This window comes from Vibrio sp. 10N.261.54.A5, from assembly GCF_041471145.1.
Taxonomy (GTDB): Bacteria; Pseudomonadota; Gammaproteobacteria; order Enterobacterales; family Vibrionaceae; genus Vibrio; species Vibrio crassostreae_C.
Window position 1 is genome coordinate 25344 of the sequence record NZ_JBFRNU010000061.1, and the last position, 15283, is coordinate 40626.

13 protein-coding genes are annotated in these 15283 nt (G+C 46.2%); 11 read left to right on the forward strand and 2 right to left on the reverse strand.

Annotated elements, in window-relative coordinates:
- Positions 1 to 23 precede the first annotated feature (23 nt).
- Positions 24 to 1220, reverse strand: a complete 1197-nt coding sequence (locus tag AB4329_RS18815) for a 3-phenylpropionate MFS transporter (RefSeq protein ID WP_017062710.1) — start codon at positions 1218 to 1220, stop codon at positions 24 to 26.
- A gap of 232 nt (positions 1221 to 1452) precedes the next feature.
- On the opposite strand from AB4329_RS18815, the gene AB4329_RS18820 reads away from it, so the two are divergent.
- From AB4329_RS18820 to fis, 9 genes are all read left to right on the forward strand, one after another.
- Positions 1453 to 3285, forward strand: coding sequence for a DUF294 nucleotidyltransferase-like domain-containing protein (locus AB4329_RS18820; RefSeq protein WP_372139005.1), 1833 nt, complete (start codon positions 1453 to 1455; stop codon positions 3283 to 3285).
- A 10-nt stretch (positions 3286 to 3295) separates the two neighbouring features.
- On the forward strand, positions 3296 to 3928 hold the full coding sequence (locus AB4329_RS18825) for a 3'-5' exonuclease (protein ID WP_017062708.1): 633 nt from the start codon (positions 3296 to 3298) through the stop codon (positions 3926 to 3928).
- 218 nt (positions 3929 to 4146) lie between these two features.
- A complete protein-coding gene (gene acs, locus AB4329_RS18830) occupies positions 4147 to 6096 on the forward strand; it encodes an acetate--CoA ligase (RefSeq protein ID WP_009844693.1) in 1950 nt (649 codons plus the stop codon).
- Between the two features lie 323 nt (positions 6097 to 6419).
- Positions 6420 to 6869, forward strand: coding sequence for a type II 3-dehydroquinate dehydratase (aroQ, locus tag AB4329_RS18835; protein ID WP_010435475.1), 450 nt, complete (start codon positions 6420 to 6422; stop codon positions 6867 to 6869).
- Between the two features lie 74 nt (positions 6870 to 6943).
- Entirely contained in the window at positions 6944 to 7396 is a 453-nt protein-coding gene (gene accB, locus AB4329_RS18840; protein ID WP_017062707.1) for an acetyl-CoA carboxylase biotin carboxyl carrier protein, read from the forward strand.
- 15 nt (positions 7397 to 7411) lie between these two features.
- Positions 7412 to 8755, forward strand: coding sequence for an acetyl-CoA carboxylase biotin carboxylase subunit (accC, locus tag AB4329_RS18845; protein WP_017062706.1), 1344 nt, complete (start codon positions 7412 to 7414; stop codon positions 8753 to 8755).
- A 170-nt stretch (positions 8756 to 8925) separates the two neighbouring features.
- Entirely contained in the window at positions 8926 to 9813 is an 888-nt protein-coding gene (gene prmA / locus AB4329_RS18850; protein WP_017055901.1) for a 50S ribosomal protein L11 methyltransferase, read from the forward strand.
- A 140-nt stretch (positions 9814 to 9953) separates the two neighbouring features.
- Positions 9954 to 10922 (forward strand): tRNA dihydrouridine synthase DusB, encoded by a 969-nt coding sequence (gene dusB, locus AB4329_RS18855; RefSeq protein ID WP_032546269.1) that lies wholly within the window; start codon positions 9954 to 9956, stop codon positions 10920 to 10922.
- 23 nt (positions 10923 to 10945) lie between these two features.
- Complete coding sequence (fis, locus tag AB4329_RS18860; RefSeq protein ID WP_004729744.1) at positions 10946 to 11242, forward strand: DNA-binding transcriptional regulator Fis; 297 nt, start codon at positions 10946 to 10948, stop codon at positions 11240 to 11242.
- A gap of 88 nt (positions 11243 to 11330) precedes the next feature.
- On the opposite strand, the gene zntR is transcribed toward fis, so the two are convergent.
- Positions 11331 to 11771 (reverse strand): Zn(2+)-responsive transcriptional regulator, encoded by a 441-nt coding sequence (zntR, locus tag AB4329_RS18865; RefSeq protein ID WP_017062704.1) that lies wholly within the window; start codon positions 11769 to 11771, stop codon positions 11331 to 11333.
- A 325-nt stretch (positions 11772 to 12096) separates the two neighbouring features.
- Between zntR and purH the strand changes: the two genes are divergently transcribed.
- Positions 12097 to 13704, forward strand: a complete 1608-nt coding sequence (gene purH / locus AB4329_RS18870; RefSeq protein ID WP_017062703.1) for a bifunctional phosphoribosylaminoimidazolecarboxamide formyltransferase/IMP cyclohydrolase — start codon at positions 12097 to 12099, stop codon at positions 13702 to 13704.
- Positions 13705 to 13918: 214 nt separating this feature from the next.
- On the forward strand, positions 13919 to 15208 hold the full coding sequence (gene purD / locus AB4329_RS18875) for a phosphoribosylamine--glycine ligase (protein WP_017062702.1): 1290 nt from the start codon (positions 13919 to 13921) through the stop codon (positions 15206 to 15208).
- Positions 15209 to 15283: the final 75 nt, after the last annotated feature.

Genomic DNA, 15283 nt, shown 5'->3' on the forward strand with positions numbered 1-15283 from the left:
TTCTGTGCTTTAGACTCTAATTATCAGCATTTGCTGTGAGATTCTGACTGTTCCGAATCTGATTGATTAATCTCAACCACTGAACTTCTTTCATCCAACTTAATGAACAGAGCAAGTGCACCCATTGCAGCCATGCCCCAGAAGATATTTGCGCCCCAAAGCTCATAACCCCAACCACTTAAGGTGGTCATCAGTGCAATAAAGGCACCTAATGGAATCGCGTTATACAGGGCTTGTAGCGCAACCATCTTGTTTTGTTCTTCAGATTGGATGTATTGAATCGCGGCGATGTGTGCCATGGCAAATGTCACACCGTGCAGCAACTGCACCATCACCAGTGCAAAAATCGCCGTGGTTGATGCGGTAATACCCCAACGCGCCATCACCCCAATAGCCGCGACGACAAACAAAGTACGCAGTGACCAGCCTGAGAATAATCGCTTACTCAGAGCAAATACGGCCACTTCAGCAACAACACCTAAACTCCACAAATAACCGATGATAGCTTCTGAGTGACCCGCTTCTTTCCAATAAATCGCACTAAAACTGTAGTAAGCCGCATGACTACCTTGCAGCAGCGCCATCAAGGCTAAAAACTTTACCACTGACGACTCACGCAGCAGTTCACCTAGTTTTGGTCGCGCCGCTTGTTGCTCAGATTGTGTTACTGGCATCACATTGGGGTTTCTCATCGCAAGAATCAATGACAGCAACACACCGGCAAGCGCAGTATACAAAATCATGTCAGTGCCGAATTGTGCCACCAAATAGCCAACAACCGTTGAACCTGCGATAAAGGCAATTGATCCCCAAAGACGAGTTCGGCCGTAGTCGAGCATTTTCAAACGACTGTAATGGTTAGCCATCGCATCAGAAAGAGGAATGATCGGCCCACAACAGAGGTTAAACAGTACCGTTGCCAACAACATCAGTATAAAGCTGCCACCGGTGAAGAAGTGGAAACCGACAAACAGCAGCGCAGCGAAACTCAAACAGCGTAGCGCTGGCATCAAGTGTTCCACTTTATGGATACGCGGCGTAATCACTAAGTTGGCCACACAACGAGTCGCAAAGCCGATACCAATCAATACGCCAATATCACCAGCAGACACGCCTTGGTCTTCAAACCACAACGCCCAAAATGGCAAATACACGCCATACGCAAAAAAGAAACCAAGAAAATACTGAGAGATCCAGCCATAGGGTGAAGGGCTAAACATAAATGACCTATAAAGTGTGCGGAAAAAGGCAGCACCAATTATGCCTATCTCGCATACGATGAAAAAGGGAATTATTACTGGGATAGTATTCCCATATTCAATGGGTCTGGATATCGCATTTCAACAAGAGATTTCACGCTCATCAATACTCATACTCGCATTTAGACTAAAGTCGTCTGGAGCTTCGCTGGTATTTTGTCAGACTGATTAAAGACTCCCATTTCTTCTTGTGATGCTTATGCCTGACAAATTTAATATGCAGCACCCGCCCTTCGATAGCCTGTCCGACGCCGAACAGTTGAAGCTTCGCTCTTCATTAGACGTGGTGTATTACCGCTCTCAAGAAGTGATACTGGAAGCTGAAAGGCCGAGCCGACACCTGCATATTTTGATCAAAGGAGCTGTTGAAGAGCGCGCGAGCAGTGATGGTGAGATTTACGCACACTATGCCAATGACGATATTTTTGATGTCCGCAGCCAGTTTGAACCCCACACCAAACACCAATATATCGCACTCGAAGATACATTAAGTTATCTGCTGCCCACCGATATTTTTCTTGAGCTTTACCACGCCAATGGCCAATTCGCTGCCTACTTTGATAGCAACCTATCAACACGAAAAGCTTTGATAGAAGCCGCCCAGCAGCAACAGAATCTTGCCGAGTTTATATTAACCAAAGTGGATGACTCTATCTATCACCCACCACTGATACTTGAACCAAACCAACCGATCAACCAAGTCACTCAAACCCTTAAAGAACAAGGGTTAGACTCGGCCCTAGTCCATTTGGAACATAATGTTCCAAAAGCTTTTGGATCATCGTGTTCCTTGTCGTATGGAATCGTCACTCGAACCAATTTATTGCATGCTGTGATGCTCGATAATTTCACACTGGATGCGCCTGTCGGTGAGATCGCAACGTTTCCGGTGATGCACGTGAACCAAGGCGATTTCTTATTTAACGCCATGATTACCATGACCAGAAATCGAGTAAAAAGGTTGATGGTTTGTGATGGTAAAAATGCGGTCGGCATGGTGGATATGACACAGATTCTCAGTGCATTCTCCACACACTCCCACGTTCTTACTTTGCGTATTGCGCGCGCCACCAGCGTTGAAGAATTGGCAATGGCATCCAACAAACAACGTCAACTGGTCGAGAGCTTGCTCAGTAATGGGATTCGCACACGCTTTATCATGGAGCTGATTTCTGCGGTCAACGAACAGATCATAGAGAAGGCTTTTGAGTTGGTGATCCCACCTGCACTGCATAATCATTGCTGCCTAATCGTGTTGGGTTCTGAGGGGCGTGGAGAGCAAATTCTCAAAACCGATCAAGACAACGCTCTGATTATTCAAGATGGTTTGGAATGGCATCAATGCCAAAGTGCCATGAACGACCTCACCCATACCCTTCAACAATTGGGTTACCCACTGTGCCCGGGCAACGTAATGGTCAACAATCCGAAATGGGTGCATTCAGAACAAGAGTGGAAACAAACCCTCACCCATTGGGTAAAAAAAGCCACGCCAGACACCGTGATGGATATCGCGATCATGGCAGATGCACACGCAGTAGCGGGGAATAGAGAGTTATTAAAACCTGTAAAGCAGCACCTCAGTGATTTAATGCTCGGACAAGAATTGATTCTGACGGAGTTCTGCCGCCCGGCGCTGAACTTCTCAGTTCCCCTGACCCTGTTTGGTAATGTGAAGCAATCTAAGTCCGGACTCGATATCAAACAAGGCGGTATTTTCCCTATCGTGCATGGTGTGAGAGCGCTTTGCCTAGAACATGGTGTCACGGTCAACAACACCTTCGAACGCATTGAGCAGCTGGTCAGCAAGAAAGTATTAGAGCAAAGTACTGCCGATAATCTCAGTGAAGCACTCAAGCAATTCTTTAAGTGGCGCTTAGCCCAAAGGCTTTCTCAGCAGCACAGCAGCAACAAGATTAACGTCAAACTGATGGAACGAGCAGACAGGGATCTGCTTCGTCATAGCCTGCACGTGGTGAAGAAATTCAAGCAATGGCTCGGCTACCACTATCAGATACGGGATTAGGCATTGAACGATGAATAGGTTGGTTCGCTATTACTGGCATCACAAGCTCAAAGGCTCCCTCTATCAGCCTCTGTTTACCGCGCCTATTGATCATGAATATGTATCGCTCGATTGTGAAACCACCAGCCTAGATCCCAATCAGGCAGAATTAGTTACCATTGCCGCGACCAAGATCATCGGTAACCGAATCATTACCAGCCAACCTTTTGAAGTCCGGTTGCGCGCCCCCCAATCGCTCGATTGCAATTCAATAAAAATCCACCGTATCCGTCATCAAGATCTAAAGCACGGCATCGAAGAAAAACAGGCTTTAATCGAGCTACTGAACTTCATTGGAAATCGTCCTTTAGTCGGCTATCACATCCGCTATGATAAAAAAATTCTCGACCGCGCCTGTTTAAAACAGCTTGGATTTCCACTGCCTAACCGATTAGTCGAAGTGAGCCAACTCTATCAAGACAAACTCGAAAGACAGCTGCCCAATGCCTATTTTGATCTCAGTATGGACGCCATCTGTCGCCAACTCGATTTACCTATCCCGGTCAATAAACATGATGCATTACAAGACGCTATCTCCGCTGCGCTGATCTTTGTGCGCCTGAAACATGGTGACCTTCCCCGTTTCAACTCTTCTTATTCTTAATTCAACCACTGGCGCTTCACATAGAGAGCAACATCTCAAAATTGAACTTAACTCGCTATTTTGTAAGTGAAAAGCAGCGTCTCATCCTAAAGTCTAATTGTGGAAATCGCCGTCCTAGCCGAGAGTGATAACACAAAGACGGTTCTGTAATAGACCTAGAAACTGAACACAAAGGAAGTTGCCAGTTCATTAGGAATGTAGGCACAAGGAGAGATGCAATGAGTGAAGCCCACGTTTATCCGGTAAAAGAAAATATTAAATCAACCACACACGCGGATAATGACACTTACCTAGCCATGTACCAGCAATCTGTTTCTGACCCTGAAGGCTTTTGGGGTGAACACGGAAAAATCGTTGATTGGATCAAACCTTTCACACAAGTAAAAAACACCTCTTTCGATCCTGGCCACATTGATATTCGCTGGTTTGAAGATGGCACGCTTAACGTTTCGGCTAACTGTATCGACCGCCACCTTGCTGAGCGCGGTGATGAAGTCGCTATCATCTGGGAAGGCGATGACCCGGCAGATGATAAAACTCTAACTTTTAATGAACTGCATAAAGAAGTGTGCCTGTTTTCGAATGCTCTAAAAGAGCAAGGCGTGCGCAAAGGTGATGTGGTTTGTTTATACATGCCAATGGTGCCAGAAGCGGCAGTAGCCATGCTGGCGTGTACCCGTATCGGTGCGGTTCACACAGTCGTATTTGGTGGTTTCTCACCAGAAGCACTGTCTGGTCGTATTATCGATTCAAATTCTAAAGTCGTTATCACTGCCGATGAAGGCGTGCGTGGCGGCCGTGCTGTTCCACTGAAAAAGAATGTCGATGAAGCACTGACGAACCCTGAAGTGAAAAACATCGAGAAGGTTGTTGTATTCAAACGCACTGGCGGTGATGTGGCATGGCACGAACATCGCGATGTGTGGTGGCACGATGCTATTGCTAATGTATCTGCAGATTGCCCACCAGAAGAGATGAACGCAGAAGATCCACTATTCATCCTTTATACGTCAGGCTCAACAGGTAAACCTAAAGGCGTTATGCACACCACAGGTGGCTACCTTGTTTATGCTGCGATGACCTTCAAATACGTATTCGATTACCAAGAAGGCGAGACTTTCTGGTGTACAGCCGATGTGGGTTGGATTACCGGTCACACATATCTTGTTTACGGACCGCTTGCTAATGGCGCAAAAACGATTCTGTTTGAAGGCGTGCCAAATTACCCGAACACCAGCCGCATGAGCGAAGTGGTCGATAAGCACCAAGTTAATATTCTTTATACGGCGCCAACGGCTATTCGTGCATTGATGGCGAAAGGCAATGAAGCCGTTGAAGGTACTTCTCGTGACAGCCTAAGAATCATGGGCTCAGTGGGTGAACCTATCAACCCAGAGGCGTGGGAGTGGTACTACAAAACAATCGGTAATGAGCAATCTCCAATTGTTGATACATGGTGGCAAACAGAAACGGGCGGTATCTTGATTGCACCGCTACCAGGCGCAACAGACCTGAAACCGGGCTCTGCAACTCGTCCATTCTTCGGTGTGCAACCGGCACTGGTTGATAACATGGGTAACATCATTGAGGGTGCAACAGACGGCAACCTAGTGATTCTTGACTCTTGGCCAGGCCAAATGCGTACCGTTCATGGCGATCATGACCGCTTCGAACAGACTTACTTCTCGACCTTTAAAGGCATGTACTTCACCAGTGACGGCGCTCGTCGTGATGAAGACGGTTACTACTGGATTACGGGGCGTGTCGATGATGTACTTAACGTATCAGGTCACCGTATGGGTACTGCTGAGATTGAATCGGCTCTAGTCGCGTTCGATAAGATTGCAGAAGCCGCGATTGTGGGCATCCCTCATGATATTAAAGGCCAAGCGATTTACGCTTACATCACGCTGAATGATGGTGAGTTCCCAACCGCAGAGCTTCATAAAGAAGTAAAAGACTGGGTACGTAAAGAGATTGGCCCAATTGCAACGCCAGATGTACTGCACTGGACCGACTCTCTACCAAAAACTCGTTCGGGTAAAATCATGCGTCGTATCCTGCGTAAAATCGCGACTGGCGATACAGGTAACCTAGGTGATACCTCGACACTGGCCGACCCAAGTGTGGTTGATAAGCTGATTGCCGAGAAAGCAGAACTGGCATAAGCAACCAGTCACAGCAGCTAATCACTGTTTAAAACAGCACTTTCTAAACCGTCACCTATGTGGCGGTTTTTTTTATGGCTGATCTTGATCTCAAATATCCCGCCCCAAATTAAGGCTAAGACGCTTTTTTGTTAAGTTGGTAACAATTCCAAGCTGTATCAATAGGAGATTAGACCAGTAAATTGCTGCGATTTGCGCTGAATTAGCTATAATCTGGTTCTAATTTTTAAATTTGGGTTTTTCTCACTGGAAATTAACCGCAAATTTTCAATAAAATGGCAACATTCACGTTCGTAAACACGATAAAGGAAGATAGCCCCACGATGTCTACAAAGTTTCGCATTCTAGTTTTAAATGGCCCAAACCTTAACCTGTTAGGCCTTAGAGAGCCCGCACACTACGGTTCTCAAACACTTGACCAGATTATTAGCTCACTGACCGAGCAAGCGAAAGCACACGATGTTGAGCTATCTCACTTACAGTCAAATCGTGAGTACGAACTGATTGAAGCTATCCATAGTGCTTATCAAAATGTTGATTTTATTATTATCAACCCAGCAGCCTTTACACATACCAGTGTGGCACTGCGTGATGCACTACTTGGCGTTGCCATACCATTTATTGAGGTTCATCTATCGAATGTTCACGCGCGTGAACCATTCCGTCACCACTCTTACCTATCTGATAAAGCAGAAGGTGTGATTTGTGGCTTAGGTGCCCAAGGTTATCAATTTGCTTTGACCGCTGCGCTCAGCAAGCTCAACTCAAAGTAAACATAAACAACGAACTATTACTAACCTACTCAGTCATAGAGTAAGTTCAATTAACAGATAAAGAGAAAGAAACAATGGATATTCGCAAAATCAAAAAGCTAATCGAATTGGTTGAAGAGTCTGGTATTTCTGAGCTAGAAATCTCTGAAGGTGAAGAGTCAGTACGAATCAGTCGTAACAGCACTGCACCTGTAGCACCTGTTCAATATGCAGCTGCTCCAGCACCTGTAGCGGCAGCAGCTCCTGCGGCGGCACCTGTAGCAGCAGAAGCAGCGGCTCCTGCAGTTCCAGCGGGTCACCAAGTTCTTTCTCCAATGGTTGGTACTTTCTACGGCGCTCCAAGCCCAGACGCAAAACCATTCGTTAAAGTTGGTCAATCTGTAACGGCTGGCGAAACGCTATGTATCGTTGAAGCAATGAAAATGATGAACCAAATCGAAGCTGATAAATCTGGTGTTGTAACAGCTATCCTAGTTGAAGACGGTCAACCAGTAGAATTCGACCAAGCTCTAGTAATTATCGAATAATAGAGAGCACTCATTATGTTAGATAAATTAGTAATCGCGAACCGTGGTGAGATTGCACTACGTATTCTGCGTGCATGTAAAGAGCTTGGCATTAAAACGGTAGCGGTTCACTCAACTGCTGACCGTGATCTTAAGCACGTACTGCTTGCAGACGAAACCATTTGTATCGGTCCAGCTCGTGGTATCGATAGCTACCTAAACATCCCTCGTATCATCAGCGCAGCTGAAGTGACAGGTGCAGTGGCTGTTCACCCTGGCTACGGATTCCTATCTGAAAATGCAGATTTTGCAGAACAGGTAGAGCGCAGTGGCTTTATCTTTGTTGGTCCTAAAGCTGAAACCATTCGCATGATGGGTGACAAAGTGTCAGCTATCACGTCAATGAAAAAAGCTGGCGTACCTTGTGTACCAGGTTCTGACGGCCCTCTTGACGACGACGAAGCAAAAAACAAAGCGCACGCTAAGCGCATTGGCTTCCCAGTTATCATCAAGGCATCTGGCGGCGGCGGCGGTCGTGGTATGCGTGTTGTTCGTTCTGAAGCAGAACTAACAGAAGCTATCGCGATGACTCGTGCTGAAGCAAAAGCATGCTTCAACAACGACATGGTTTACATGGAGAAATTCCTAGAAAACCCACGTCACATTGAAGTACAAGTGCTTGCAGATGGCCAAGGTAATGCTATCCACCTAGGTGAGCGTGACTGTTCAATGCAGCGTCGTCACCAGAAAGTTGTGGAAGAAGCGCCAGCTCCAGGTATCACTGAAGAGATGCGTAAGTACATCGGCGAACGTTGTACTCGTGCATGTATTGAGATCGGTTACCGCGGTGCAGGTACATTTGAATTCCTATACGAGAACGGTGAGTTCTACTTCATCGAAATGAACACTCGTATCCAGGTTGAACACACGATTACTGAAATGGTAACGGGTATCGACCTAGTGAAAGAACAGCTACGTATTGCAGCTGGTCAGCCTCTATCATTCACTCAGGATGACATTAAGCTGCGTGGCCACTCAATCGAATGTCGTATCAATGCTGAAGATCCAGTTCGTTTCCTACCTTCACCAGGTAAGATTGAACGTTTCCACGCACCAGGCGGCATGGGCGTACGTTGGGAATCTCACATCTACACGGGTTACACAGTGCCACCACACTACGATTCAATGATTGGTAAGCTGATCACTTACGGTGAGAACCGTGATGTTGCTATCGCTCGTATGAAGAACGCATTGGGTGAAATGATTGTTGAAGGTATTAACGTTAATACTGAGCTTCAACTGTCTATTATGAACGACGAAAACTTCCAACACGGTGGTGCAAACATCCACTACCTTGAGAAGAAACTTGGTTTGTCATAATCCGTTCGTTTAAGAACAGTCAAAATGCTCACTGCGGTGAGCATTTTTGTTTTTGAACCGCCGAAAAAATCAATCTTTAATCCCCATTATATTCCGTGGGGTTTTGGTGAATTTGCTCATATTTTCTGCTAGACTCGCCATCCAATTTTTCTCATATAGAAGATGCAGCCATGCCTTGGATTCAAATCAAGCTTAATGCTACCAATGAAAATGCCGAACAAATCGGCGACATGTTAATGGAAGAGACTGGTGCTCTTTCTGTAACTTTCCTGGATGCACAAGATACCCCTGTATTTGAGCCTCTGCCAGGCGAAACTCGCCTTTGGGGTGATACTGACATTCTCGCGCTTTACGACGCTGAGACTGATACTGGTGTCGTTCTAGCGCAGATTAAAGCAAGCAACATGTTCCCTGCAGACTTTGCTCATAAAGTAGAGCAAATTGAAGACAAGGATTGGGAGCGTGAATGGATGGACAACTTCCACCCAATGAAGTTTGGTGAGCGTTTATGGATATGCCCTAGCTGGCGCGATATCCCTGAACCTGACGCTGTTAACGTAATGCTAGACCCTGGCCTTGCATTTGGTACAGGTACTCACCCGACAACGGCATTGTGTCTTGAGTGGCTTGAAGGCTTAGACCTTGCAGGCAAAACCGTGATCGACTTCGGTTGTGGCTCAGGCATCCTAGCGATCGCTGCGATCAAACTAGGCGCAGCAAAAGTTATCGGGATCGACATTGATCCTCAAGCTCTGCTTGCATCAAAAGACAACGCACAACGCAATGGCGTTGCTGAGCAACTAGAGGTGTTCTTGCCACAAGATCAACCGGAAGGTTTGCTAGCAGACGTTGTTGTTGCCAACATTCTTGCGGGTCCATTACGCGACCTTTCTGGCATCATCAAGGGCCTAGTTAAGCCAAATGGTGTACTTGCGATGTCGGGTGTTTTAGATACACAAGCAGAAGATGTTGCCACTTATTATCGTGATGAGCTTCACATTGATCCGATCATCGAACAACAAGAATGGTGTCGAATCTCAGGTCGCAAGCAAGGCTAGACAAGACTTTGGGCGCTAATTGACTGAAATTTAAACAAATTACAAAAACAAATTGTAAATGCTCAAATATTAGTCTTTTCACGCAGCGAAAAAATGCGTAAAATGCGCGCCCTTGCTGGTACAGAACTGTGATGACATTTTTGAAAATCGGAAATTATCAACTTAAGAACAATCTAATCGTCGCTCCTATGGCTGGCGTAACGGATAGACCATTCCGTGAGTTGTGTCTTCGCTACGGTGCGGGGATGGCAGTCAGTGAAATGATGTCCTCCAATCCGAAAGTTTGGAAAACGTCAAAGTCTCAGCAGCGTATGGTACATGAAGGCGAATCGGGCATTCGTTCAGTACAAATCGCTGGTGCAGATCCACAGCTTATGGCCGAGGCTGCTCAATTTAATGTCGATAACGGTGCGCAAATCATCGATATCAACATGGGTTGTCCAGCCAAAAAAGTGAATAAGAAGCTTGCGGGCTCAGCCTTACTGCAGCATCCAGAACTCATTGAAGACATTCTGAAAGCGGTGGTAAATGCTGTCGACGTTCCAGTAACGTTGAAAACGCGCACAGGCTGGGATACAGACAATAGAAACTGTGTCCAAATCGCGAAAATAGCCGAAGACTGCGGCATACAAGCTCTTGCGCTCCATGGAAGAACTCGCGCTTGTATGTACAAAGGTGAGGCAGAATACAAACACATTAAAGCAGCGAAACAAGCAGTATCTATTCCGGTTATCGCTAACGGTGATATCGATAGTCCGGAAAAAGCGAAGTTTGTGCTGGAGTACACCGGCGCTGATGCTTTAATGATAGGTCGACCTGCCCAAGGACGTCCTTGGATTTTTAACGAAATCCTACACTATTTGGAAAACGGCACCACGATGGACCCACTCCCGATTTCGGAAGTGAAAGACATCATGCTTGGTCATGTGCACGCTCTACATGAATTTTATGGAGAGTTTTTAGGCCCTCGCATCGCTCGTAAGCATGTGGGTTGGTATCTAAAAGAACATGAACAAGCGAGTGAGTTTCGCCGTACCTTCAACGCATTCGAAGCAGGTGATCTGCAGCTTGAAGCGCTAGAAGGTTTTTTTGATAACGTTGCACCATAATTACGAGAAGAGCTAGACCGAATATGTTCGAACAAAATCTGACTTCAGAAGCATTGACAGTAACTACAGTTACATCACAAGACCAAATCACGCAGAAGCCACTACGTGACTCAGTTAAAGCATCATTGAAAAATTACCTTGCTCAATTAAACGGTCAAGAAGTCAGCGAGTTATACGAATTAGTATTAGCTGAAGTTGAACAGCCACTACTAGACACTATCATGCAGTACACTCGCGGTAACCAAACTCGCGCAGCAACCATGATGGGTATTAACCGCGGTACTCTTCGCAAGAAACTTAAAAAATACGGCATGAACTAATCGTTCTTTCGTAATTTATTGAATTGAAAGCCAAGCTCATTGTTGAGTTTGGCTTTTTTTTGGCTTGTCGATCCGTGATAGTCGCTGATTACTCTCCAGTGCGACAGCAGCGACCTTTGTCGACGTTTGCTGAGTCCAAGGCTGCTAGAATCGAACAATGGCTTGCATCATCGTCTACGTGACCACAACACGCATCATTAATCTTTTTAAGTGCGGTGCGAATCTTAGTTAACTCGGTAATCTTCTCATCAATCATCTCTAGCTTTGCTGAGGTAATCGACTTCACTTCAGCGCAACTGTGCTGTGTGGCCTCGAGGCGAATCTCAAGCAATTCTTTAATCTCGTCCAAACTCAGCCCCAACGCTTTAGATTTGAGAATAAACGTCACCTGTTTCTGGTTATTTTCATCATATAGGCGATAACCCGAGTCACTGCGACTGGCTGGCGCGATCAGGTTATTCTTCTCATAAAATCGCAAGGTATCGGCTGTCACACCGCATCGCTTCGCTAATTCACCGATCTGAAACATGTTTTTTCCTACTGTTTCGTCCATTCCACAATTAACCTTATCGTTACTTTTCAGGCTGAAATGGCACTTTTCATAATTAATTTTGAGATGCCAAACGATTGCGCGAGCTTTTTTGTAATAAATTAGTTAGAATCTGCGCCATCAAATTTGGAGTTGGTTATCTTATAGCTTAATCATAAGACTAACCCAAAAGGTCTTTACCAAAACTGGCCAATATTTTATCTCTTACTGGTATCTAAGATAATCCACGCTAAGAAGATAGAAACAAGTTCTTTTTTGGCAAATATCTTTATTTTAACCCCATGAATTTGAGGAAGATGGAAGCATGAATAACGCTCGTCCAATTCGCCGCGCTCTAATCAGCGTATCAGACAAAACTGGTATCGTTGAATTTGCACAAGCTCTTGCTAACCGTGGTGTAGATATCCTATCTACCGGTGGCACTGCTCGCCTGCTTGCTGAAAAAGGCATCTCTGTTACAGAAGTATCTGACTACACTGGTTTCCCAGAAATGATGGATGGCCGTGTTAAGACTCTGCACCCAAAAGTTCATGGTGGTGTTCTAGGCCGTCGTGGCCAAGATGATGACGTGATGGAAACTCACGGTATCAACCCTATCGATATGGTTGTTGTAAACCTATACCCATTCGCAGAAACCGTTGCTAAAGAAGGTTGTACCCTTGCTGATGCTGTTGAGAACATCGACATCGGCGGCCCTACAATGGTTCGCTCTGCAGCGAAAAACCACAAAGACGTAACGATCGTTGTTAACGCACACGACTACGAGCGCGTTGTCGCTGAAATGGACACGAACGATAAATCTCTAACACTAGAGACTCGCTTCGACCTCGCTATCGCAGCATTCGAGCACACCGCTTCTTACGACGGCATGATCGCAAACTACTTCGGCACTATGGTTCCATCTTACGGTGAGAACAAAGAAGGTGACGAACCTTCTCCTGAAAACAAGAGCAAATTCCCCCGCACGTTCAACCAACAGTTCGAGAAAAAGCAAGACATGCGCTACGGTGAGAACAGCCACCAGGCAGCCGCATTCTACGTTGAAGCAAACCCTGAAGAAGCATCAGTTTCTACAGCTCGCCAGATTCAAGGTAAAGCCCTTTCTTACAACAACATCGCTGACACCGACGCAGCACTTGAGTGTGTGAAAGAGTTCGACCAGCCAGCATGTGTGATCGTTAAGCACGCTAACCCATGTGGTGTTGCACTAGGTGAAGACATCCTAGAAGCTTACGACCGTGCATTCAAAACAGACCCAACGTCTGCATTTGGCGGCATCATCGCTTTCAACCGTGAGCTAGACGCTGCAACAGCAACGGCTATCACTGAGCGTCAATTCGTTGAAGTTATCATTGCACCATCAGTTTCTGCTGAAGCAGTAGCAATCGTAGCGGCTAAGAAAAACCTTCGCCTACTTGAGTGTGGTGAGTGGACAACGAAGACAACTGGCTTTGACGTTAAACGCGTTAACGGTGGTTTGCTAGTTCAAGACCGCGACCAAGGCATGGTGTCTGAAGATGACCTTAAAGTGGTTTCTAAGCGCCAACCTACAGCTGAAGAATTGAAAGATGCTCTATTCTGCTGGAAAGTAGCGAAATACGTTAAATCTAACGCTATCGTTTACTCGAAAGGCGACATGACAATTGGTGTTGGCGCTGGCCAAATGAGCCGCGTTTACTCTGCGAAAATCGCAGGCATCAAAGCTGCAGACGAAGGTCTACAGGTTGAAGGCTGTGTGATGGCATCAGATGCATTCTTCCCATTCCGTGACGGTATCGACGCGGCTGCAGAGGCTGGCATCAAGTGTGTTATCCAACCGGGCGGCTCTATGCGTGATGACGAAGTTATCGCAGCAGCAGACGAACACGGCATGGCGATGATCTTTACGGGCATGCGTCACTTCCGCCACTAATCAGAATAGGCTCTAGGTTTTCCTAGAGCCTTTTTTATTCGTTTAACCGTTCATTAATGTTGGCGTTTTACTCATCAACGTTAATAGAAATTTTAATTTTTAGAGCAAAATCAGATTGCCTAGTTCAAGGAAAACACGCGGAGCTTATGACTATAAGTGAGCATGTTTGACGCCGAAATAGGTAATCTGATGAAGCTATCAAAGGTAAAATAAAATGAATGTATTAATTATTGGTGCTGGCGGTCGTGAGCATGCACTAGGTTGGAAAGCAGCACAAAACCCAAACGTTGAAACAGTATTCATCGCTCCAGGTAACGCAGGTACTGCACTTGAGCCAAAACTAGAGAACGTAAACATCGGCGTTGAAGACATCGCTGGTTTAGTCGCGTTTGCTCAAGATAAAAAAATCGAGCTGACTATCGTGGGCCCTGAAGCACCATTGGTTATCGGTGTGGTTGATGCATTCCGCGAAGTAGGTTTGCCAATCTTCGGCCCTACTCAAGCTGCAGCACAGCTTGAAGGCTCTAAAGCATTCACTAAAGACTTCCTAGCTCGTCATGATATCCCAACAGGTTACTACTCAAACTTCACTGAGATTGAGCCAGCTATCGCTTACGTTCGCGAGCAAGGCGCTCCTATCGTAGTGAAAGCTGACGGTCTTGCGGCAGGTAAAGGCGTTATCGTTGCGATGACCCTTGAAGAAGCAGAAGACGCAATCAAAGACATGCTAGCGGGCAACGCCTTTGGCGAAGCAGGCAGCCGCGTTGTTATCGAAGAGTTCCTCGAAGGCGAAGAAGCAAGCTTCATCGTAATGGTTGACGGCTCTAGCGTGCTTCCTATGGCCACCAGCCAAGATCACAAACGTGTTGGCGACAAAGACACTGGGCCAAACACGGGCGGCATGGGTGCTTACTCTCCTGCGCCGGTTGTAACTCCAGAAATCCACAACCGTATCCTTGAGGAAGTTATCTACCCAACGGTACGTGGTATGGACGCAGAAGGCGCACCTTACACAGGTTTCCTTTACGCTGGCCTAATGATCGATGCTGACGGCACACCTAAAGTTATCGAATACAACTGCCGCTTTGGCGACCCTGAAACGCAACCTATCATGATGCGTATGGAGTCAGACCTTGTTGAACTTTGCCTAATGGCTATCGACGAGAAGCTCGACGAAGCAGAATCGAAGTGGGATCCACGCGCTTCTATCGGTGTTGTTCTTGCGGCTGGCGGTTACCCTGCTGACTACGCAAAAGGTGACGTTATTTCACTACCAACAAGCGAAGTTGAAGGCCAAAAGGTTTTCCACGCGGGTACGACAAATAATGAAGCTGGCGACGTTGTGACAAACGGCGGTCGTGTACTTTGTGCAACAGCACTGGGCAATACGGTTTCTGAGGCTCAAGAGCGCGCTTACGCGTTGACGAAGCAAGTTAGCTGGAATGGTATGTTCCACCGCAATGATATTGGTTACCGTGCGATTGCGCGCGAACAAGAGCAGTAAACAATCTTGTTGCTCGCTTACTTTCCAATAACAGTAAGCAAATGACAGCAAGTGAATGTCTCGTCCTAAAATACG

Bases quoted from the DNA above. Each gene is read 5' to 3' on its own strand.
- purH (WP_017062703.1), top strand. From the start codon at position 12,097: ATGAATAACGCTCGTCCAATTCGCCGCGCTCTAATCAGCGTATCAGAC.
- AB4329_RS18815 (WP_017062710.1), bottom strand. From the start codon at position 1,220: ATGTTTAGCCCTTCACCCTATGGCTGGATCTCTCAGTATTTTCTTGGT.
- acs (WP_009844693.1), top strand. From the start codon at position 4,147: ATGAGTGAAGCCCACGTTTATCCGGTAAAAGAAAATATTAAATCAACC.
- aroQ (WP_010435475.1), top strand. From the start codon at position 6,420: ATGTCTACAAAGTTTCGCATTCTAGTTTTAAATGGCCCAAACCTTAAC.
- accC (WP_017062706.1), top strand. From the start codon at position 7,412: ATGTTAGATAAATTAGTAATCGCGAACCGTGGTGAGATTGCACTACGT.
- purD (WP_017062702.1), top strand. From the start codon at position 13,919: ATGAATGTATTAATTATTGGTGCTGGCGGTCGTGAGCATGCACTAGGT.
- AB4329_RS18820 (WP_372139005.1), top strand. From the start codon at position 1,453: ATGCTTATGCCTGACAAATTTAATATGCAGCACCCGCCCTTCGATAGC.
- accB (WP_017062707.1), top strand. From the start codon at position 6,944: ATGGATATTCGCAAAATCAAAAAGCTAATCGAATTGGTTGAAGAGTCT.
- zntR (WP_017062704.1), bottom strand. From the start codon at position 11,771: ATGTTTCAGATCGGTGAATTAGCGAAGCGATGCGGTGTGACAGCCGAT.
- prmA (WP_017055901.1), top strand. From the start codon at position 8,926: ATGCCTTGGATTCAAATCAAGCTTAATGCTACCAATGAAAATGCCGAA.
- fis (WP_004729744.1), top strand. From the start codon at position 10,946: ATGTTCGAACAAAATCTGACTTCAGAAGCATTGACAGTAACTACAGTT.
- AB4329_RS18825 (WP_017062708.1), top strand. From the start codon at position 3,296: ATGAATAGGTTGGTTCGCTATTACTGGCATCACAAGCTCAAAGGCTCC.